The organism is Eikenella sp. NML03-A-027, from assembly GCF_001648395.1.
Lineage (GTDB): Bacteria > Pseudomonadota > Gammaproteobacteria > Burkholderiales > Neisseriaceae > Eikenella > Eikenella exigua.
This window is the reverse complement of sequence record NZ_LXSM01000016.1, coordinates 395,747-416,832: the sequence shown is the minus strand read 5'-3', so window position 1 is coordinate 416,832 and position 21,086 is coordinate 395,747. Positions and strand designations below refer to the sequence as shown.

19 protein-coding genes are annotated in these 21,086 nt (G+C 58.5%); 6 read left to right on the top strand and 13 right to left on the bottom strand.

Features of this window, described 5'->3' with window-relative positions; genetic code table 11:
* Positions 1–3: 3 nt before the first annotated feature.
* The 5 genes from A7P96_RS07535 to panB form a co-directional block, all read right to left on the bottom strand.
* Positions 4–1,866, bottom strand: a complete 1,863-nt coding sequence (locus A7P96_RS07535) for a ferrous iron transporter B (RefSeq protein WP_067525974.1) — start codon at positions 1,864–1,866, stop codon at positions 4–6.
* Positions 1,867–2,006: 140 nt separating this feature from the next.
* Positions 2,007–2,294 (bottom strand): FeoA family protein, encoded by a 288-nt coding sequence (locus A7P96_RS07530; RefSeq protein ID WP_067446818.1) that lies wholly within the window; start codon positions 2,292–2,294, stop codon positions 2,007–2,009.
* Positions 2,295–2,595: 301 nt separating this feature from the next.
* Positions 2,596–3,015, bottom strand: a complete 420-nt coding sequence (locus A7P96_RS07525; RefSeq protein WP_082887940.1) for a hypothetical protein — start codon at positions 3,013–3,015, stop codon at positions 2,596–2,598.
* Positions 3,016–3,219: 204 nt separating this feature from the next.
* Positions 3,220–3,942 (bottom strand): DeoR/GlpR family DNA-binding transcription regulator, encoded by a 723-nt coding sequence (locus A7P96_RS07520; RefSeq protein WP_067525972.1) that lies wholly within the window; start codon positions 3,940–3,942, stop codon positions 3,220–3,222.
* Between the two features lie 231 nt (positions 3,943–4,173).
* Positions 4,174–4,968 carry a 3-methyl-2-oxobutanoate hydroxymethyltransferase gene (gene panB / locus A7P96_RS07515; RefSeq protein WP_067525970.1) on the bottom strand — a complete coding sequence of 265 codons (795 nt, stop codon included), beginning with the start codon at positions 4,966–4,968 and terminating at the stop codon, positions 4,174–4,176.
* Between the two features lie 412 nt (positions 4,969–5,380).
* Here panB and A7P96_RS11290 point away from each other — a divergent pair, with 412 nt between their 5' ends.
* Positions 5,381–5,572 (top strand): hypothetical protein, encoded by a 192-nt coding sequence (locus A7P96_RS11290; protein ID WP_067439164.1) that lies wholly within the window; start codon positions 5,381–5,383, stop codon positions 5,570–5,572.
* A gap of 102 nt (positions 5,573–5,674) precedes the next feature.
* Here the strand turns inward: A7P96_RS11290 and A7P96_RS07505 are convergent, their stop codons facing one another.
* Complete coding sequence (locus tag A7P96_RS07505) at positions 5,675–7,054, bottom strand: phosphomannomutase/phosphoglucomutase (protein ID WP_067525969.1); 1,380 nt, start codon at positions 7,052–7,054, stop codon at positions 5,675–5,677.
* Between the two features lie 153 nt (positions 7,055–7,207).
* On the bottom strand, positions 7,208–8,953 hold the full coding sequence (locus A7P96_RS07500; RefSeq protein ID WP_231863658.1) for a VWA domain-containing protein: 1,746 nt from the start codon (positions 8,951–8,953) through the stop codon (positions 7,208–7,210).
* A gap of 212 nt (positions 8,954–9,165) precedes the next feature.
* On the opposite strand from A7P96_RS07500, the gene A7P96_RS07495 reads away from it, so the two are divergent.
* From A7P96_RS07495 to A7P96_RS07480, 4 genes are all read left to right on the top strand, one after another.
* Positions 9,166–9,660 carry a pyridoxamine 5'-phosphate oxidase family protein gene (locus tag A7P96_RS07495; protein ID WP_067525967.1) on the top strand — a complete coding sequence of 165 codons (495 nt, stop codon included), beginning with the start codon at positions 9,166–9,168 and terminating at the stop codon, positions 9,658–9,660.
* Positions 9,661–9,672: 12 nt separating this feature from the next.
* The gene (locus A7P96_RS07490) at positions 9,673–10,113 is read left to right on the top strand and encodes a TIGR01244 family sulfur transferase (protein ID WP_067525965.1); all 441 of its coding nucleotides are present in this window, start codon (positions 9,673–9,675) and stop codon (positions 10,111–10,113) included.
* A 118-nt stretch (positions 10,114–10,231) separates the two neighbouring features.
* Positions 10,232–10,651: an NfeD family protein gene (locus A7P96_RS07485; protein WP_067525963.1), complete on the top strand. Its 420-nt coding sequence runs from the start codon at positions 10,232–10,234 to the stop codon at positions 10,649–10,651.
* Positions 10,651–11,613 carry an SPFH domain-containing protein gene (locus A7P96_RS07480; RefSeq protein ID WP_023886699.1) on the top strand — a complete coding sequence of 321 codons (963 nt, stop codon included), beginning with the start codon at positions 10,651–10,653 and terminating at the stop codon, positions 11,611–11,613. The genes A7P96_RS07485 and A7P96_RS07480 overlap by 1 nt, the downstream gene beginning before the upstream one ends.
* 271 nt (positions 11,614–11,884) lie before the next feature.
* Here the strand turns inward: A7P96_RS07480 and A7P96_RS07475 are convergent, their stop codons facing one another.
* The 6 genes from A7P96_RS07475 to purL all read right to left on the bottom strand — a co-directional run bounded on the left by A7P96_RS07475 (position 11,885) and on the right by purL (position 20,559).
* Positions 11,885–12,514, bottom strand: coding sequence for a tetratricopeptide repeat protein (locus A7P96_RS07475; RefSeq protein WP_067525962.1), 630 nt, complete (start codon positions 12,512–12,514; stop codon positions 11,885–11,887).
* Positions 12,515–13,807, bottom strand: a complete 1,293-nt coding sequence (gene hisS, locus A7P96_RS07470) for a histidine--tRNA ligase (RefSeq protein ID WP_067525961.1) — start codon at positions 13,805–13,807, stop codon at positions 12,515–12,517.
* A 109-nt stretch (positions 13,808–13,916) separates the two neighbouring features.
* Complete coding sequence (gene bioD, locus A7P96_RS07465; protein ID WP_067525959.1) at positions 13,917–14,558, bottom strand: dethiobiotin synthase; 642 nt, start codon at positions 14,556–14,558, stop codon at positions 13,917–13,919.
* Positions 14,559–14,621: 63 nt separating this feature from the next.
* Positions 14,622–15,932 carry an adenosylmethionine--8-amino-7-oxononanoate transaminase gene (bioA, locus tag A7P96_RS07460; RefSeq protein WP_067525958.1) on the bottom strand — a complete coding sequence of 437 codons (1,311 nt, stop codon included), beginning with the start codon at positions 15,930–15,932 and terminating at the stop codon, positions 14,622–14,624.
* Positions 15,933–15,971: 39 nt separating this feature from the next.
* On the bottom strand, positions 15,972–16,496 hold the full coding sequence (locus A7P96_RS07455) for a hypothetical protein (RefSeq protein WP_156496310.1): 525 nt from the start codon (positions 16,494–16,496) through the stop codon (positions 15,972–15,974).
* A 109-nt stretch (positions 16,497–16,605) separates the two neighbouring features.
* Entirely contained in the window at positions 16,606–20,559 is a 3,954-nt protein-coding gene (purL, locus tag A7P96_RS07450) for a phosphoribosylformylglycinamidine synthase (RefSeq protein ID WP_067525956.1), read from the bottom strand.
* A 150-nt stretch (positions 20,560–20,709) separates the two neighbouring features.
* On the opposite strand from purL, the gene A7P96_RS07445 reads away from it, so the two are divergent.
* Positions 20,710–21,048, top strand: a complete 339-nt coding sequence (locus tag A7P96_RS07445) for a P-II family nitrogen regulator (protein ID WP_003823108.1) — start codon at positions 20,710–20,712, stop codon at positions 21,046–21,048.
* The last annotated feature ends 38 nt before the right edge of the window (positions 21,049–21,086 follow it).

Genomic DNA, 21,086 nt, shown 5'->3' with positions numbered 1-21,086 from the left:
TCATCATAATATCCTTGAAGTAATTTGATACACGATAAAGGCTGCGAGGTAGGCGAGTGCGAACATATAGCCTGTAACCATAATAGTGTGTTTCAGCGATTTGGTTTCGCGCCGAATCACGGCCAAAGTGGCGGCGCACATGGGGGCATAGACATACCAGGCCAGGAAGGCGAAGGCGGTGGGCAGGCCCCAGTTGCTGTGGACGATGGGAATCAGCGCGTTTTGTACTGCATCTTCAGACGACGCGCCCACGGCATACACCGTGCCCAGCGCGGCCACGACCACTTCGCGCGCGGCGATGCCCGGAATCATGGCGATACACATTTCCCAAGTGAAGCCCAACGGGGCGAACAGCGGCTGGATGGCGTGGCCGAGCATACCGGCCAGGCTGTAATCGATTGCCGCGCCGGTTGCGCCTTCGGGCGGCGCAGGCCAGCTCACCAAGCCCCACAGAATCACGGTCAGCGCGAAAATAATCGTACCGGCGCGTTTCAGGAAGGCTTTCACCCTGTCCCACAGACTGGTTAGGATGTGTTTGAAGTTGGGCGTACGGAAGGTGGGCAGCTCCATCAACAGCGGAAACTGCTGCACGTTGCCCTTAATCCGCGCCAGCCGTTTCATGAGGTAGGCGGCGAGAGCGGCGGATAGGATGCCGGCGATGTACAACACAAACAGGGTCAACCCTTGCAGGTTGAATATGCCAAACACCGTTTGGTTGGGGATGACGGCGGCGATAATCAGCGCGTACACGGGCAGCCGCGCGGAGCAGGTCAGCAGCGGGGCGACGGCGATGGTAACGAGCCGTTCGCGCGGGTCGTGGATGGTGCGGGCGGACATCACGGCGGGCACGGCGCAGGCGAAGCTGGACAGCAGCGGAATAAACGAGCGGCCGGACAAACCGCTTTTCGCCATCACGTTATCCAGCAAAAACGCGGCGCGCGGCAGATAGCCCGAGTCTTCCAGCAGCAGGATGAAGGCGAACAGGATGGTAATCTGCGGCAGGAACACCAACACGCTGCCCGTGCCGGCAATCACGCCGTTTACGATTAAATCGTTCAAAATGCCGGGCTGCATATTGGCGGCCACCCATTCGCCCAGCCAGCCGAAGCCGCCTTCGATGGCTTCCATAATCGGCGCGGCCCAGGTGTACACCGCTTGGAACACCATAAACAGGATGACCATCAGCAAAACCACGCCCCACACGGGGTGCAGCACGATTTCGTCCAATTTTTTGTGCCAAGCGGGCAAGGTCATTTCCGTGCGCACGACTTGCGCCAAAATGGATTCGACTTCGTGATAAAGCGCGTCGCTGTCCAATTCGTCCAACGTGCGTTCGGCAGAGGCAGGGTTGGCAGGGAACGAGCGTTTGCGCGGCAACTGCGCCACGGCTTCGCGCACCGCCTGCACGCCCGACGCGCTCACGGCCACGGTTTCCAGCACGGGCACGCCCAAAAGTTCGCTCAGCTTCGCCGCGTCGATATTCAAACCGCGCCGCTGCGCTACATCGCTCATGTTCAGCGACACCACCATCGGCAGTTTCAGCGTTTTCAGCTCCAAAATCATGCGCAGCGTCATGCGCAGGTTGGTCGCGTCGGCCACAGCAATGATGGCGTCGGGCGGAATGCCGAGTTTGCCCACCGCCACGTCTTTCGCCACCGCTTCGTCGGGGCTGGTGGTGCGCAGGCTGTATGTGCCGGGCAAATCGACAATGCGCACGGCTTCGTCGTCCAAAAACGCGCCTTCGCGCTTGTCCACCGTTACGCCCGGATAATTGGCCACTTTGGCGTGCGCGCCGGTCAGCCCGTTGAACAACACGGTTTTGCCGCAGTTCGGCGCGCCGATGAGGGCGAAATAGCTCAGTTCCATCGTATTTCCTTTTTGATTTTTCTCGGTTTTCCTTCTGTTTGCCGCGTGCAGGCTGCTTTCGGTCGGCGCGGCACGGGGCTCAGGCAGCCTGCACTTTGGTCGGCAGGGTTGCAGGCTGCTTTTTTGTTTTCAGGTAGCCTTTAAGGTGCAGGCTGCTTTTGTTCCGCATCGACCAAATGGCACATAATCTTCCCTGCCTCATCGTGCCGCAAAGAAAACTGCGACTGGTTGCCCAAGCGCACCGCAAACGGCCCGCGCCCGAAGCCGCCCACGGCAATCACCTGCAAAGGCATGCCGCCGGAAAAGCCCAAATCCGCCAGACGGCGCGACACCAAGGCATCGAGCTCGCCGAACACGGGATTGGGGACAATGGAATCGATATGCGCAACCGCGCCTTTGCGCAGCTGGGAGAGTGGAGTGGTGGACATAGTTGGGCTTTCTGGAGTGGAGTTAGGAGGCCTAGAAAGAAATTGTTTTGATTATTCCTTACCTAGGTTTACTGTGATAATAAATCTTATTAATATAGGACTCAAATTGGAAACTGCTATCATTCTAGTTTTATTAAGTAAATTATTGTGCCAAATCAAAAAAGAATGATTTTCCTGGTCAAGGCAAGATGATTTGATATGAAAGGCAAAACAAAAAGGCTTCCTGAAAACGCAATGCAGCAAAATTTCTGCGAAGCTAAATTTTCAGGTAGCCTTTTTCCTATTCAAATTCCGGCTATGCTTATATCGGTTTTTTCTTCCGATAATACCGCCGATACACTATCCAGCCATACCCCACCAGCACCGGCAGTGCGGCGAAGATCAGCTTAAACGTCCAGCCCGCATACCAAGGCAGGGCTGAAACCGCAGCCGCTGCATCCTGCTGCAACAAGCCCACCGGCAGCGATTGCTCGCCGCAGGCATCGAAATACGGCCACCAGCAAGCTGCCAGCAGGCCGAGGAGGCAGGGCCACAGCCAAGCTGCGCGGTTGCGTTGCCACAGCAAAAACGCCGGCAGCAGCACAATCAGCGTGAGCACCGCCACCAGCAGCGCAGTTTGCCCCTGTGCGCCGAAATAGGATACTGCCGCATAAGTCAGCACCACGAACAGCGCACCCAGCACTGCCATAATCACTTCTTCCGGCCTTTTCAATATCAACATAGTGTGTTCTCCGTAACAAAATCAATTTAAGCAAAATATACTGCAAAGCTGGTGCAGCCACCAGTTTCTTGCCGCGTGAATACCTTTTTTTCAATCATCAAACGGCATTTTCGCTTTATTCAAGCTTGGCGTTCAGAGCCGTATCGGCTTAATCAAAGGCTACCTGAAAATTTATGCCGAACCTCTTTCAGGTAGCCTGCCGCCCTATTCTTCCCCTTCTTTGGCCGCCAGATGCCAGCGCACGCCCGCGTTGTCCAGTTTTTTGCACAGGCCGGCGCTGGGTGGCTCATCGGTGAACAGGGCGTGAAATTCAGTTACATCGCCTATGCGCACCAGGGCATTGCGGCCGAATTTGCTGTGGTCTACGGCTAGGTAGCAGTGGCGGGCATTGGCCATCATGGCCTGCATCACGCTCACTTCTTTGTAGTCGAAATCGAGCAGCGAGCCGTCGGCTTCGATGCCGGAGGCGCCGAGAATGGCGTAATCCACTTTGAATTGGTTGATAAAATCAATGGTGGCCACGCCGGTGATGCCGCCGTCCACCGGCCGCACCACGCCGGAGGTGATGATGACAGTGTAGTCCGGCCGGCCGGACACGATGGAGGCAACATGGATATTGTTGGTGATGATGCAGAGGTTTTTATGGTTTTTCACCAGCGCGAGCGCCACCGCTTCAATGGTGGTGCCGATGCTCATAAACAGGGAAGCGTTATCGGGAATGTGCTCGGCAATCAGGTCGGCAATGTGGGCTTTTTCGCTTTGCAGCTTGTTTTTGCGCGTGGCGTAATCTTCGTTTTGTACGCTGCTGCCGGGCGCGGCGCCGCCGTGGTAGCGGCGCAGTATATTGTGTTCACACAAAACGTTGATGTCGCGGCGGATGGTTTGCGGGGTCACGTTTAGGCTGCGCGCCAGCTCTTCCACCGACATAAAGCCGTGGTCGTGCACAAGCCGGGCGATTTTCTGCCGGCGGGGGTGCGGTGCGGCATGGTTGCTCTATCTTCTTTGTTAATTGGTAGTGGGAATGGTTTGGCCAAGGTTTTCAGGTAGCCTTTTTGGCTCAATCGCGAGGCTACCTGAAAACAATGGCAAGGCAATCTGAATTTAGCCTGCCAAAAGCGGTGCTGCGTTTTCAGGTAGCCTCACTTTATTTAGCCTGCCTCAAGCTGCAAAGGTATGCTCCGGCGCGGGATAGGTTTTCTCCTTCACTTCGCGCACATAAGCCGCTACCGCCGCCTGAATGCTATCCTGCCCCTGCATGAAGTTTTTCACAAACTTCGCCGTTTGGCCGGGGAACACGCCGAGCATATCGTGCATCACCAGCACTTGCCCGTCGCAGTCCACTCCCGCGCCGATACCGATGGTGGGGCAGGCCAGCGTTTCGGTAATTTGTTTGCCCAAAGCAGCGGGCACGCACTCCATCAGCACCACTGCCGCGCCGGCTTTCTCGTGCGCCAGCGCATCGTTCAGCAACGCCTGCGCCGCCACATCGCCCTTGCCCTGCACCTTATAGCCGCCAAACACATGCACCGACTGCGGCGTGAGCCCGATGTGTGCGCACACCGGAATACCGCGCAGCTGCAGAAACTCGGTAGTTTCCGCCATCCAAGCGCCGCCCTCCAGCTTCACCATATGCGCCCCTGCCGCCATTAATTCGGCCGCAGCGGCAAAAGCCTGCTCCTTGCTCTGCTGGTAGGCGCCAAACGGCAAATCGCTCACAATCAGCACATTACTGCTGCCGCGCGCCACCGCCGCCGTGTGGTAGCACATATCGGCAAGGCTCACCGGCAGGGTGGATTTCTGCCCCTGCACCGTCATGCCCAGCGAATCGCCCACCAGCAGCATATCCACCCCTGCCGCATCCATTAACGCGGCAAAGCTGGCTTCGTAGCAGGTGAGCATGGCGATTTTCTCGCCCTCGCACTTCATTTTGCGCAAAGTGTTCACAGTAATCACGGTATGTCCTTTCTAATATCAGATGGCGCGCAAGGCTACCTGAAAACCTTGGCGCAGGCAAACCTGAAGTGTTTTGAGGTAGCCTTCGGTATGACCGTTCCATATAATCGCCACACTATCCCTCCTTAAAGGAAAACGCTTATGAAAAAACCGCCCTCCTCCTGCCCACGCTGCTGGCCGGCCTCAGCCTTGGCCCCGCCCTAGTCGAGCCGCTCAACTACAACCTGCTCAAATTCAGCGAAATCACCAACCGTACCGTGCTCAACAACTGGATGACCGTGCCGCTTAAACATCCTGCAAAGCCGCGCCCGCCGACTCTCCGGCGCAGAAAAGCCGCCGCCAAATTGAAGAAAGCCTCGCCATCGAAGCCCTGCAAAACTTCCGCAAACGCGCCGACACCCTCAGCCGCAGCATGGGTGGCAGCAGCTACCGCGTGGTGGAAGTATCGTTGCAGCAAAGCTTTGAACGCCTGTCCGACTACAACTATTTCATTGGAGTGGAGGGAAGATCCGGTTCAGTCCGTGCCAGCCATCCCGAGCCCGTGTTCGACAGCCCGGGCGGCAGCACCGTGCAGCCAACTGCAAACGGCACAATCCAGTATTGAATACTGCCAGCCCCTAACCAGCCTTTTCCTACAGCAATCAGGCTACCTGAAAACCAACCGCACCGTATTGCCACGGTGCAGTTTGCTTTATCCGGCTCGGTTTCACAACGGCCACTGCAAGCCGCCGTGTTGTTCCACCAGGGTTTTGAACTGCGCCTGAATCCGCGCCAGCGCGGCCTGGTCGTCGCCCTCGAAGCGCAACACCAACACCGGCGTGGTGTTGGAAGCGCGCAGCAGGCCGAAACCGTCAGCAAATTCGGCGCGCAGGCCGTCGATGGTAATCAGCTCTTGCAGGCCGTCGAACCGGGCGGCCTGAGCCAAATCGGCAATCAATGCGTGCCCATCGGCGCCTTCGGGCAGGGCGATATTCAATTCGGGGGTGGACACGCCTTCCGGCAAGGCTTCCAACACAGCACTGGGGTTGGGGCTGGCTGAAAGGATTTCCAGCAGGCGCGCGCCAGCGTAGAGGCCATCGTCGAAGCCGAACCAGCGTTCTTTGAAAAACACATGCCCGCTCATTTCACCCGCCAAAAGTGCGCCGTGCTGCTTGATGGCGGCTTTGATAAAGCTGTGACCGGTTTTGCTCATCACCGGTTCGCCGCCGTGCTGCTTAATCCACGGCGCCAGCAGGCGGGTGGATTTCACGTCGTAAATCACTTTGGCGCCGGGATTGCGCCCGAGCACATCTTGCGCAAACAGCATCAGTTGGCGGTCGGGATAGATGATGCTGCCGCTGCGGGTAACCACGCCGAGGCGGTCACCGTCGCCGTCGAAAGCAAGGCCGACTTCGGCCGCGCCAGCCTGCACGGCACGGATGAGGTCTTGCAGATTGGCGGGCTTGGCGGGGTCGGGATGGTGGTTGGGGAAATGGCCGTCCACTTCGCAAAACAGCTCCTCCACTTCGCAGCCCAGCGCACGATACAGCCGCCCGGCAAACGCCCCTGCCACGCCGTTGCCGGCATCGACGGCGATTTTCAACGGCCGCTGCAGACGGATATGGCCGGCGATGTGTTGAATATATTCGTCTGCCACATCCAAACGGCGCACGCTGCCTTGCGGGCTACCTGAAACAAAATCCTGCGCTTCAATGATGCCGCGCAACTCTTGAATGCTTTCCCCGGCCAGGGTATTGCCGCCAAGCATCATTTTGAAGCCGTTGTAATCGGGCGGGTTGTGGCTACCGGTAATCATCACGCCGCTGCCGGAGCAATGCTGCACGGCGGCGAAATACAGCATAGGCGTGGCCACCATGCCCACATCGACCACCTCCAGCCCGCCTGCGGTGAGCCCGCGCATCAGCGCCGCTTGCAATGCCGAGCCGCTGAGCCGGCCGTCGCGCCCCACGGCAATCTGCCGCAGGCCTTGCCGGGCGGCACGCGTGGCGATGGCGCAGCCGATTTGTTCGGCAGCCTCTTCGGTGAGGGTTTGGCCGACGATACCGCGGATGTCGTATGCTTTGAAAATGCTTGGGGAACTGGGCATGGGGGTTCCTTTGGGGTTGGAGTAAGAGGCTACCTGAAAATATAGGAGCAAACAGAAAATCGCCCTACAACATGCTTGCAGGGCATGAGTATTCAACCTACCAGTTTTAATTTTCAGGTAGCCTTTCCAACCAGGCAAAGGCTACCTGAAACCTTACTGCGGCTTGCTGCTGAGCTGTTGTGCTTTTTCAATCAACTGCACAAACTGGCGGCGCAGGCCGTGGCGGTCGGGGGATTGGGCGCGGCGGGCGAGCTCGAGGGTTTGCGGCCAGCCGAAGTTGCCGCTGTATTTGCCGCCGCGCAAGAGTTCGCCGAAGGCGGCTGCGGCCACGGCCTGGCGGGTGGCGTTGCTGCCTTGGGCGAGTGGTTTGCTGCCCACGGCCACGGGGCGGCTGATGAGGATGCTGCTGCTCTGACCGGGTAGTTTGTAGCGCAGCTTGATGAAGGCGTATTCGCTGCCAGCTTTATTGTTTGCTACGGGGGCGGCCTGGTAGCGGCTTTCGGGCAGCCAGCCGGTTTGCCCGGCGGGGATGATTTCATACAGTGCGGTGACGTTGTGACCGGCGCCGATGTCGCCTGCGTCCACTTGGTCGTTGTTGAAGTCTTCGCGGGCAAGCATGCGGTTTTCATAGCCGATCAGGCGGTATTCCTTCACGGTGGCGGGGTTGAATTCCACTTGGATTTTCACGTCTTGCGCCACGGTGGCGAGCGTGGAGGAGAGCTGGCGGTGCAGCACTTTCTGCGCTTCTTCGGGGCTGTCGATATAGCTGTAGTTGCCGTCGCCGGCATCGGCCAGCTGCTCCATCAGCCGTTCGTTGTAGTTGCCGCTGCCGAAGCCGAGCGTGGTGAGCGAAATGCCGCTTTTGCGTTTTTCGGCCACCATGCTGCGCAGGGTGTTGAAATCGGTGATGCCCACGTTGAAATCGCCGTCGGTGGCGAGCAGGATGCGGTTGATGCCGTTGCGGATATAGGCGCGCTGTGCGGCTTGGTAGGCCTGCTGGATGGCGTTTTCGCCGGCGGTGGAGCCGCCTGCCCTCAGGCTGTCGAGCGCGGCGAGGATTTTCTGCCGCTGGTTGCCGGGGGTGGGCGGCAGCACGACTTTATTGCCGTCGGCATAGGTAACGAGGGTGATGCGGTCTTGGGCACGGGTTTGGTGCGCGAGGGTGCAGAGGGTGTATTTCACCATCGGCAGTTTGTCGCGGCTATACATGGAGCCGGACACGTCCACCAGGAACACGAGGTTGGCCGGCGGCAGCGCGGCCTGGCTCACTTCTTTGGCCTGGATGCCGATGCGGATCAGCTTGGCGCCGCTGCGGAAGGGGGAATCCACGGTTTCGGTGTGCACGGCGAAGGGTTTGCCGTCGGCAGGCTTGGCGTAGCCGTAGTCGAAATAGTTGATGATTTCTTCAATGCGCACGGCATCGGCGGGCGGCAGACGGCCGGTTTGGGTGAGGAAGCGGCGGATGTTGGCGTAGCTGCCGGTGTCCACATCAATGCTGAAGGTGGAAACGGGTTGCTCGGCCACGGCATGCACAGGATTAGGCTCATAATGGCCGTAGCGCTCGGTGTTTTGGCGCGACGGGGCGGCCACTTCTGCATGCCGAACCGAACCATATGCTCCTTCTAGACCAACCATGGAATCTCTGGTGGCTGTCGCCTGCGCTGCGGGAGCGGCTGAAGGCGCTGCTTCATATGAAGTCACAGAATGGTTCTTCACCGCTGCCTGCGGCATGGCACGTAAGCTGAAGCGGGTACTTCGCGATTCATAATAATCCGGCTGTTCGTCTAAATAACGCGAACAGGTCTGATGAACACGCTGGGTATTGTCTGCCAGCGCGGGCAGGGCGGATACAGACAATAAGGCCAGCAAAATAGTGCGGGCAAACGACGGTTTGTGCATGGCAACCTCCTTAGTAAGCAGACATAGAAAACAGCCGCCATTATATAGCCGCCCACGCCGCCTGCAAACCAAACGCCGTACCCTGCCGCCGCTCTATTTTCAGGTAGCCTCCAAGCCATTTAAGCCCAGCATTCGGGCGTGGAATTTGGTATCATTCCCCTGTTGGTAAAAGGCTACCTGAAACTGGCCTATGGCAAAACAAGGAGAAAATCGTGTTCAGGGAGATGAAACACGCAAACCAGCAGCTATCCAATGACGAAGCCATCGCTATTTTGCAGCGCGGCAAATCCGGCGTACTCGCGCTGCACGGCGACAACGGCTATCCCTACGCCGTGCCGATCAGCTATGTTTACCACGAAGGCAAAATCATCCTGCATGGCGCACCCGCAGGCCATAAACACGAGCTGCTCGCGTGCGACAACCACGTTTCCTTCTGCGTGGTGGATCTAAACGATATCGTGCCGCAGGAATTCACCACTTATTTCCGCAGCGCCATTGTGTTCGGCACGGTGCGCACCGTTACCGACCCCGCCAAAAAACAGGCTGCGCTCGAAGCCGTGGGGCACAAATACTCCCCCGGCCAAAACGGCCTCTTGCCCTATATCGGCAAACATTTTGATTACGTGAAAGTGATGGTTTTGGAAATCGATCACCTCACTGCCAAAGAATCCATCGAGCTCGTCCGAGCCAAACCAACCCATTCATAAACAAGGAAAACCATGTCAAACCAAGCCCCCTTCCCCATCCTTGCCCCCGGCCTGTTTGTTTCTCCGCAAATCAGCCGCCAAGACATCCTTGCCGCTGTTGCCGCCGGCGTGCAAACCATCATCTGCAACCGCCCCGACGGCGAAGAGCCCGGCCAGCCAAGCTTTGAGCAAATCCGCCGCTGGGCGGCCGAAGCCGGTATCCGGCACGTTATTCACCAGCCCATGCTGATGCCGCAAATCGATGCCGCCGCTGCCGCACAGTTTGCCAAACACCTGGCCGACAACCCGGCGCCCGCCCTCGCCTACTGCCGCAGCGGCACCCGCAGCAGCTTTTTGTGGGCCATGGGGCAAGCCGCTCAAGGCGCAGACCCGCGTCAACTGGTGCAAACCGCCGCTGCTGCCGGCATCGACCTTACTGCCGCTCTGCCCCGTTTGCAGGAAGCACAGGCATAGGCTGAGCTGGCCTGCACCATATTAACTTCGGTGCAGCTGAGCTTTTCAGGGAGCCTCATCAGCTAGGCTAAAGGCTACCTGAAGCTAAAACCCAGCCCACACAAGAAAGGAGCCGCCCATGCACTATTGGTATTGGTTTATCGCCGCAGCCGCCCTGTTCGTTCTCGAAATGTTCAGCGGTACGTTCTACTTGCTGGTGGTCAGCATCGCCCTGCTCGGTGCAGGCATAGCCGCCTGGCTCGGTGCGGGCAGCGGCGTATCGCTGCTGGTGGCCGTGCTGCTTTCTGTGGCCGGCATCGCCGCCGTGTACCGCATCCGGCGCAACCGCCGCGCCCACGCCGCCGATGCCGAAGGCGATTTAGACATCGGCAACACCGTGCTGCTGCACCAACCCCAATCCGGCAGCCTGTGGCTGGTGCAATATCGCGGCACCTATTGGCAGGCCAAAGCTCCATTCCCCGCGCAGGCCGGGCAAACCGCCCGCATCGCCGGAAAATCCGGCAACATCTTGATTTTGCAACCTCTGGAGGAAAACTGATGGATATCGTTACCCTGGCAATCCTATTTGCCGTTATCGTTGTATTCGGCTTTAAAGCCTTCACCGTTGTGCCGCAGCAGGAAGCCTATGTGGTGGAGCGACTCGGCCGCTTCCATGCCGTGCTCAACCCCGGCCTCAACTTCCTCATCCCCTTCCTCGACCGCGTGGCCTACAAGCACCTGCTCAAAGAAATCCCGCTCGATGTGCCCAGCCAGGTGTGTATCACCCGCGACAACACCCAGCTCACTGTAGACGGCATCATCTACTTCCAAGTAACCGATGCCAAACTCGCCTCCTACGGCTCCAGCAACTACATCACCGCCATCACCCAGCTTGCCCAAACCACCCTGCGTTCCGTCATCGGCCGCATGGAACTGGACAAAACCTTTGAAGAGCGTGACGACATCAACCGCACCGTGGTCGCCTCACTCGATGAAGCCGCCGTATCCTGGGGAGTGAAAGTATTGCGCTACGAAATCAAAGACCTCGTGCCGCCGCAGGAAATTCTGCGCGCCATGCAGGCGCAAATCACCGCCGAACGCGAAAAACGCGCCCGCATCGCCCAATCCGAAGGCTTGAAAATCGAGCAAATCAACCTTGCTTCGGGCGAGCGCGAAGCCGAGATCAAAAAATCCGAAGGTGAAGCCCAAGCCGCCGTCAACGCCTCGCAAGGCGAAAAAGTGGCCCGCATCAACCGCGCCCAAGGCGAAGCCGAAGCCCTGAAACTGGTAGCACAAGCCAGCGCCGACGCCATCCGCCTGGTGGCCGACGCCATCAATCAACCCGGCGGCAACGAAGCCGTTAATCTGAAAGTAGCCGAGCAATACGTGGACGCCTTCGCCAAACTGGCCAAAGAAGGCAACACCCTGATTATGCCCGCCAACGTGGCTGACATCGGCAGCCTCGTCTCCGCCGGCATGAGCATCATCAAAGGCCAGCAAGGCAAAACGCCTGCGGCTTGATTGTGATTGCTAGGGAATGTGCAAAGGCTACCTGAAATGGTTTCAGGTAGCCTTTGTTTGCAAACTAAAGCTGCTCGGTATTGGCTTTGGCATTGGCAAGCCTCCAAACCATCCAGGCATAGTTTCAGGTAGCCTGTATTCACTTCCGCGCAAGCAATATCTTATTCAAGCTACACGCTACCTGAAATCCAAAAGGCTACCTGAAAAAACGGCTGTTGTCGGCGATGGGTTTCCATCCGCCGGCAACAGCCGTTATAGGCTTTGGCCTGCCTTAGTTCAGCTGGTCGATTTTCAGCTGTATAAACTCGCGCCCTTGGTCGTCTTGGGGCAGTTTGTCCATCGCCTGTTTGTAGGCGGCGGCGGCTTCGCTGCGTTTGCCTTGGGCGGCGTAAACGTCGCCTTTGGTTTCCAACAGGATGCCGGAATAGGCTTCATCGGTGTTCATGCCGAGGGTGGCGATGGCTGCATCGTATTTCTGCTGTTGCAGCTGCACGGTGGCCAGGCGCTGGATGGCCATGGCGCGGATGAGCGGTTCTTGGTGGTATTTGAGTACCCAGTTCAGGTGGCCGATGACTTCGTCGTATTTGCCTTGGTCGAAGGCGGCACCGGCCTGCATCAGGGTGGCTTGGGCGGCGGAGATGCTGGTCGGATATTGGCTTTGCAGTTGGGTAAGCAATTTGGCAGCTTCGGCGGGCTTGCCGGCCTGCTGGTTTTCCGCCCACTGGTCGAACACGGCCACGGCTTCGTTGTTCACGCTGCGCTGGTGGCTGCTGTACATCACCCAGCCGAAGTAGCCGATGGCGGCCACCACAAGCAGGGCAAACAGCCAACGCCCCCAGCTGCGCCAGAAATATTTGAAGTTTTCAATTTCTTCTTGGTCTTTTAAATCGTAAACAGCCATTTAGCGTATCCATTCGTTTAATTGTTTAAGCAAATCGGCAGCAGGCACGCTCACTTGGCCGCGCCCTTGCTGCATGTCTTTGAGGCTGGCTTTGCCTTCGGCCAGCTCGCCTTCGCCCACGATCAGCGCCACTTTGGCACCGGAGGCATCGGCTTTTTTCATTTGGGCGGCCAGTTTCTGGCTGCCGGAATGTTGCAGCACGCTGAAGCCGGCGGCGCGGGCGGCGGCGGCATATTGCATGCTGGGCAGCAGGGTATCGCCGCCTTGGTGTATCACGTAAATATTGGGTGCGGCATCGGCTTGCAGATTGCCGTATTCGTGCACCAGCAGCAGCAGCCGCTCCACGCCCATGGCAAAGCCGATGGAAGGGGTGGGTTTGCCGCCGAGTTCTTCAATCAGGCCGTCGTAGCGGCCGCCGCCGCACACGGTGGCTTGGGCGCCGAGTTTGTCGGTGGTCCATTCAAACACGGTTTGGTTGTAGTAGTCCAGCCCGCGCACGAGGCGGTGGTTTTCCACATAGGCAATGCCCAAACCGTTGAGCAGGGCTTTGAAACCGGCGTAGTGAGCGCGGGAGGCTTCACCGAGATAATCGGCCAAGCGCGGGGCAGCGTTGCAGATTTCCTGCAAATCGGGGTTTTTGCTGTCCAACACGCGCAGCGGATTGGTGTGCATCCGGCGGCGGCTGTCTTCGTCCAGCGCGGCTTCGTGTTGTTTCAGGTAGCCTACCAAGGCGGCGCGGTGGGCGGCGCGTTCTTCGCGGTTGCCCAGGCTGTTGATTTCCAAAGTCAGATATTGGCTGATGCCGAGCTCGCGCCACAAATCGGCGCACATGACGATGATTTCGGCATCGATATCGGGGCCTTCAAAGCCCAGCGCTTCCACGCCCACTTGGTGGAATTGGCGGTAGCGCCCTTTCTGCGGGCGTTCGCGGCGGAACATGGGGCCCATATACCACAGCTTCTGGCCGCCGTTGTACAGTAGATTGTGTTCCACCACGGCACGCAGGCAGGAGGCGGTGCCTTCGGGGCGCAGGCTGAGGCTGAGGGTGTCGTTGGAGTCGGCAAAGGTATACATTTCTTTGCCCACCACGTCGGTGTCTTCGCCGATGGAGCGCACGAAAAGGCCGGTTTGCTCCACGATCGGGGTGCGGATTTGGCGGTAGCCGAAGCGGTGCGCCCATTGGCCGATGCGGTTTTCAAAGGCCTGCCAGAAGGCGGCGGTAAGCTTGAAATCTTTCTGCTCCACCGGCAAGAGGTCGTTCATGCCTTTTACGGCTTGGATTTTTTGTCCCATGGTTCGGTTTGGGGAGAGAGGTAAACGAAAATGCGGATTATAGCGGATATGTGGGGGTTCGGGCTAAAGCTGTGTGCAAGGCTACCTGAAAAAATGCTGCACTCGGTTTTCAGGTAGCCTCTGCCAACACCGCCCATTCCGCCTCGGGGAAATGCCGCTGCAGGTAATCACGCAAATAGCGTTCGGTTTCCGCGCCGATTACGGGGTCGGCAGCAGGATAGCGGTTGTACACCAGCCGGTGCACCGGCAGGCCGGCATGGTGGGCGGCGGCAAGGCTGAGCAGGGTGTGGTTGATGCTGCCCAGGCGGCCGGATGTAACCAACACCAGCGGGTAGCCGCGTTCGGCGGCAAAGTCGAGCAGGGTTTGCTCGCGGTTTAGCGGCACCATCAGCCCGCCCGCCCCTTCAAGCAGCACGGTGTCGTAGCTTTGCAGCAGGGTTTGGGTGGCTGCATCGATGGTTTTCAGGTCAATGGGGCGCTGTTCCTGCTCGGCAGCCAAGTGCGGCGAGCAGGGGTAGGCAAACACATAGGGGCAGGTGCTGCCGTTGCGGTCGTGTTCGGTGAGTCCGATGCCTTGCAGGCGGCGGTGGGTTTGGATGTCTTCAGCGATGCCTTGGCAGCCGGTTTGCACGATTTTTTGGGTAATCACACGGCAGCCGGCGGCGGCCAGCTCTTTAGCATACAGGCCGGTGGCGATGCTTTTGCCGATACCGGTGTCGATGCCGCTAACAAAATAAACCTGTTTCTGCATACTGTTCTCCTCTCTGCAAACAGGCTACCTGAAAATTTCAGGTAGCCTTCAGCGCGTGTAGCATTATTCGGACTGCGGCCATGCTTCGCCGTATTCCTCCGCCACTGCCGCCAAGGTCTGTTCGGCCAAGAAATCCAATTCCTGCTGGCTGATCACAAACGGCGGCATCAGATACACCAACCGCCCGAACGGCCGCACCCACACGCCCTTTTCCACCAGCCGCGGCTGCAAGGACGCCGTGTTGACCGGCTGCGCCATCTCCAGCACGCCAATCGCGCCAAGCACCCGCACTTCGCGCACGCAACGCCATTGCGCCGCCGCAGCCAGCTTACGCCGCAGCGTTTGCTCGATATTGGCCACCCGCTGCCGCCACGGGCTTTCCCGCAGCATCGCCACGCTCTCAGCCGCCACCGCGCAGGCCAGCGGGTTGGCCATAAAGGTGGGGCCGTGCATAAACGCGCCCGCCTGGCCCCGGCTGATGGCCGCGGAAACTTCCTCGGTGCACACCGCGGCCGACAAGGTGAGATAGCCGCCGGTGAGCCCCTTGCCCAACAAGATAATGTCCGGCACCACGCCGGCATGCTCCAAAGCAAACATTTCGCCGCTGCGGCCGAATCCGGTGGCGATTTCGTCAAAAATCAGCAGCACGCCGTATCGGCTGCACAATGCCCGCGCCTGCCGCAGGTATTCGGGATGGTAGAAATACATTCCGCCCGCCGCCCCTTGCACCACCGGCTCTAAAATCAGCGCCGCCAATTCATCGTGTTTTTCTGCCAACAAGTTTTCCAACGGGCGGATACTTTCCGGCTGCCATTCGCCGTGGAACGGGCTGGCCGGTTGCGGCAGGAAATACTGCACCGGCAGACTGCTCGAAAACAGGCCGTGCATGCCTTCTTCCGGGTCGCATACCGACATGGCATGCCAGGTGTCGCCGTGATAACCGGCGCGGATGGTGGCGAAACGGCAGCGTTTCCCCTGCCCCACGGCCTGCTGGTATTGCAGCGCCATTTTCATCGCCACTTCCACCGCCACCGAGCCGCTGTCGGCATAAAATACTTGGTTGAGGGTCGGCGGCAGCAATTCCAGTAGCAACTGCGTGAGCCGCACCGCCGGCTCGTGGGTGAGCCCGCCGAACATCACATGGCTCATCTTCGCCAATTGTGCGGCGGCCGCAGCGTTGAGGCGCGGGTGGTTGTAGCCGTGCAGCGCCGCCCACCAAGAAGAAGTGCCGTCCACCAGCCGTTTGCCGTCGGCCAGCTCGATGCTGCAGCCTTCCGCCCGCGCCACGGCGTACACCGGCTGGGTGTTGGGCATGGCGGCGTAGGGGTGCCAAATGTGGCGGCGGTCGATTTGCGTGAGGGTTTCCCAATTCATGATGAGGCTACCTGAAAAATATCGGGCTGGCTTGCCCGCTTATGAAATCGAATCAAATCCTTCAAACACGGCCTGACGCGGCGCGGCACGCAGGGCGGCGGTGACAGCGGATTCGCGGGTGAGGTTGAACCAGACTTCGTCTAGCGAGCGGCCGATTAAGAAGGGCTCTTCCCTGAAATCGAAAGCATAAATATCGAATTCGTCTTGGCTCGGTCGGCTTTCAATATCCCAAAACAGATAAGTGCCGGATTCGCTTTTGGCAAAAAACTCCATCCTTGCCATCAGACCGAGGTGCTGCGCGGAGAAAAAGCCTTCGTATTCATCCAAATCAGCGATATAGGTAGATTTCACCGCTGCCCTGGCCTGCTGCCAGGAATCGCAATATTGCGGATCGGCGGGGATATGGACGAGATAGTTGCCCAGCGAGCGGCCCCAGCCATATTGCGTGGCAAAGCGCTGGTAGGATGCGGGAAAGCCCCGGCCGTTGGCAAAGCAGAAGTTGGCCAACTCGTTGGGATCGCCGAATATTTTGGCCGGTTTTAACACCAGCAGCTTGGTTTCCATACCCTATCTCCGTTTTCGCCATGATTGAGGCTACCTGAAAGTATGCAGCTTCTACATTCTTACGGCATTGAAGCCGATACTTTCAGGTAGCCTTGTGTTGTCCGACGGCCTAACCCAGCGCCTTCCGTGCCGTGGCAAACATCCGATACCAGCCGGCCAGTTCGCTGTCTCGCCACTCTTCCGGCAGCCAGCTCATCTGCACGCTGCGGTACACCCGCTCCGGATGCGGCATCATGATGGTTACGCGGCCGTCGGCAGTGGTGACGGCGGCGATGGCATCGGGCGAGCCGTTGGGGTTGAGCGGGTAGGTTTGGGTGGGCTTGCCCTGCCCGTCGATATATTGCATGGCGGTTTTCAGGCTACCTGAAACTTGGTTTTCAGCTCGCCCCAAGTGGTCGAAATCAGTGCGGCCTTCACCATGGCTAACCACCACGGGCAGGCTGCTGCCCACCATATCGGCCAAAATCAGCGAGGGCGATTGCGGCACGCGTACCATACTCAGGCGGGCTTCAAACTGTTCGGATTCATTGCGGCGGAACTTCGGCCAGCCATCTGCACCGGGGATGATTTCAGCCAAGTTAGCCATCATCTGGCAGCCGTTGCACACGCCGAGCGCGAGGGTATCTGGTCTAGCGAAGAATTCGGCGAACTGGTCGCGCAGTTTGCTGTGGAACAGGATAGATTTCGCCCAGCCTTCGCCCGCACCCAGCACGTCGCCGTAGCTGAACCCGCCGCAGGCGGCCAGCATTTGGAAGGTGTCCAGCTTCACGCGGTCTGCCATCAGGTCGGACATATGCACATCATAGGCATCAAAACCGGCGCGGGTGAAGGCGGCGGCCATTTCCACTTGGCCGTTCACGCCCTGTTCGCGCAGGATGGCGATTTTGGGTTTCGCCCCGCTGTTGATAAACGGCGCGGCAATATCCTGTTTCACATCAAAGCTTAAATCGGCAAACAACCGGCTGCGTTCTTTATCGGCCAGCAAGGCAAATTCGCTATCGGCGCAGGCCGGGTTGTCGCGTAGGCGTTGGATTTGGTGGCTGGTGGACTGCCAGGCGCGTTGCAGATCTACCAGGGGTTGGTCAAACAAAGTCTCCCCGTCATTCACAAGCGTGAAATTGCTGCCGCAATGCGCCTGCCCGATGCAGTAAACCGCACTGCCCAAACCTTGTTTATCGAATGCCGCCATCACATCGGCAAAATTCTGCTCTCGCACCTGCAATACCGCGCCCAGCTCTTCGTTGAATAAGGCAGTCAGATGGGCAAGCGGCAACACTTCTTCCACAATCGCGTTCGGCAGTTTGCGTTCCCATTCTTTAAACAGAACCTGCGCGTATTCATCGATATTCGCTTCCAAGCCGCTCCGGCCGGCAAACGCCATTTCCGCCAGTGTGGCAAACAGGCCGCCGTCACTGCGGTCGTGGTAGGCAAGCAGTTTGCCTTCCTGCACCAGCTGCTGAATCACATCGTAAAACTTTTTCAGGTAGCCTGCTTCGATGTCGGGCGCTTCGCCGCCCAATTCGCCATACACCTGCGTTAAGGTCGAGCCGCCCATGCGGGCTTTGCCCTGCCCTAAATCCACCAGCAGCAACACGCTGTCTGCCACCGGCTTGATATCGGGCGTAACCGTTTTGCGCACCTCCTGCACGGGGGCGAAGGCGGTGGCAATCAGGCTCAACGGCGACACCACGGATTTTTTCTCCGCGCCGTCCTGCCACACCGTTTTCATCGATAGGCTGTCTTTGCCCACGGGGATGCTCACGCCGATTTCCTGGCACATCTGCGACACGGCTTCCACCGTGCGGTAGAGTTTCTCGTCTTCGCCAGCATTGCCGCAGGCGGCCATCCAGTTGGCGGAGAATTTGATGTTGCCGATATCGCCGATATTAACCGCCGCGATATTGGTAATGGCTTCACCGATACACATCCTGCCCGAAGCGGGCGCGTCAAACAGCGCAACGACAGGTTTTTCACCCATGGCCATCGCTTCGCCGCGATGCGTATCGAAGCCCATGATGGTCACGGCGCAGTCGGCCACGGGGGTTTGCCAGCGGCCGACCATTTGGTCGCGGTGGGTCAAGCCGCCCACGCTGCGGTCGCCGATATTGATGAGGAAGTTTTTCGCGGCTACGGCCGGCAGTTGCAATACGCGGTAGGCGGCTTCCTTCAAATTAATATGGCTACCTGAAAACGGTTTTTCAGGCTGCTGTTGCGTTTTATCGGTGCGCGTAGTTTTGGGCGGTTTGCCGAGCAATACGTTCAGCGGCAAATCTACAGGCTTATTGGCAAACAAATCGTCGCACACCTGCAAATGCCCGTCGTCGGTAGCCGTGCCGACCACGGCAAACGGGCAGCGCTCGCGTTCGCAAATGGCGCGGAAAGCATCTAAATCTTTTTCCAGAATCGACAATACATAACGCTCCTGCGCCTCGTTGCACCAGATTTGCAGCGGCGTCAGGCCGTGCTCTTCCAGCGGCACATCGCGCAGCTTAAACACCGCACCGCGCCCGGCATCGTTTACCAATTCGGGGAAAGCGTTGGACAGGCCGCCCGCGCCCACGTCGTGAATGGCGATAATCGGGTTGGCCGCGCCGAGCTGCCAGCAGCGGTCGATCACTTCCTGCGCGCGCCGTTCGATTTCGGGGTTGCCGCGCTGCACGGAGTTGAAATCGAGCGAAGCATCGTTCGCGCCCGTATCCATCGACGAAGCCGCGCCACCGCCCAAGCCGATGAGCATGCCCGGCCCGCCGAGCTGCACCAAAAGCGCACCTTCGGGGATTTCGTGTTTATGCGTTTGTTCTGCTTGAATATTGCCCAAACCACCGGCAATCATAATCGGCTTGTGGTAGCCGCGCATTTGGCCGTCGAATTCGGCTTCAAAGGTGCGGAAATAGCCCAACAGATTCGGGCGGCCGAATTCGTTGTTGAACGCCGCGCCGCCGATGGGGGCTTCAATCATGATGTCGAGCGGGGAGACAATGTGGGCGGGCTTGCCGTAGCCGCCTTCCCAAGGCTGTTTCAAATCGGGGATATTGAGGTTGGAAACCGTATAGCCAGTCAGTCCCGCTTTGGGGCGCGCGCCGCGCCCGGTGGCTCCCTCATCGCGGATTTCGCCGCCCACACCGGTGGCCGCGCCAGCAAACGGTGCAATCGCCGTGGGGTGGTTGTGCGTTTCCACCTTCATCAGGATATGGGTGTCTTCTTCGTGGAAACGGTAGCCCTGATTGGCCGCCGCATCGGGATAAAAACGGGCAATTTTCGCGCCTTCGATTACCGAGGCATTATCCTTATACGCCACCACCGTGCCGGCCTGCGCGGCTTCGTGCGTGTCGCGAATCATGCGGAACAGCGATTTGGGCTGCTTTTCGCCATTTAAGATGAAATCGGCATTGAAGATTTTGTGGCGGCAGTGTTCACTGTTGGCCTGCGCGAACATCATCAGTTCCACGTCAGACGGATTGCGTTTTAAAGCCTGATAATTATCTAGCAGATAATCGATTTCGTCGGGCGAGAGTGCCAAGCCCAAGTCGGTATTGGCTTTTTCCAGCGCGGCACGGCTGCCGGAGAGCACATCTACCGTATCGAAGGTTTGCGCTTCGGGATGGGCGAACAATTTGGCGGCTACCTGAAAATCAGGCAGCACGGATTCGGTCATGCGGTCGTGCAGCAAAGCCGCCCATTGCTGTTTCTGCGCTTCGGAAAGGCTACCTAAAAGCCACACTGCCATGCCGCGTTCGATGCGCCGGATTTGGGCAAAACCGCAGTTTTTCGCAATTTCTGTGGCTTTGGAAGCCCAAGGCGAAATCGTGCCGATGCGCGGCGTGATGAGAAACAGATGCAGGCTACCTGAAGACTGCGGTAACTCCGATGCCACTTGCCCCGCCAGCAAGGCTTCCAACTTTTCCGCATCTGCTGCATTCAAGCCTTCGGCGCAATCGGCAAAATACCAATATTCGCTGCGGATTTCGGCTTCAGGTAGCCCCAAAGCAGCAGCTTTTTGCAGCAGTTTTTCAACACGGAAACCGGAGAGGGCGCGCTCGCCGCGCAGGAAGAGGATAGGCATGGGCAGACTCGCATGAGAGAGGGTTGGGGAGGCGTGATTATACGCCAAGTCTGCCCTAATCTGTCGTCGGAGTGAGTCGATTGAAAGCACTGCTGCCTTGTGGTAGCTTAACTGCCTAAAACCTTATATACCAACCTACCAGAGGAACCCATGAAGAAAATCGAAGCCATCATCAAACCGTTCAAACTCGACGACGTGCGCGACGCGCTCACCGATATCGGCGTAAACGGCATGACCGTAACCGAAGTGAAAGGCTTCGGCCGCCAAAAAGGCCACACTGAAATCTATCGCGGCGCGGAATACGCAGTAGATTTTCTGCCCAAAATCCGGTTGGAAATCGTGCTGGAAGACAGCATGGTCGAGCAGGCAGTGGAAGCCATCGTGCAGGCGGCCAACTCCGGCAAAATCGGCGATGGCAAAATCTTCATCCTGCCGGTAGAAGGCGTGGTGCGCATCCGCACCGGCGAGCGGGACGAAGCCGCGCTGTAAGCCGTTTCCTTCCGACCAGCTGCCGCTTAAACTGCAAT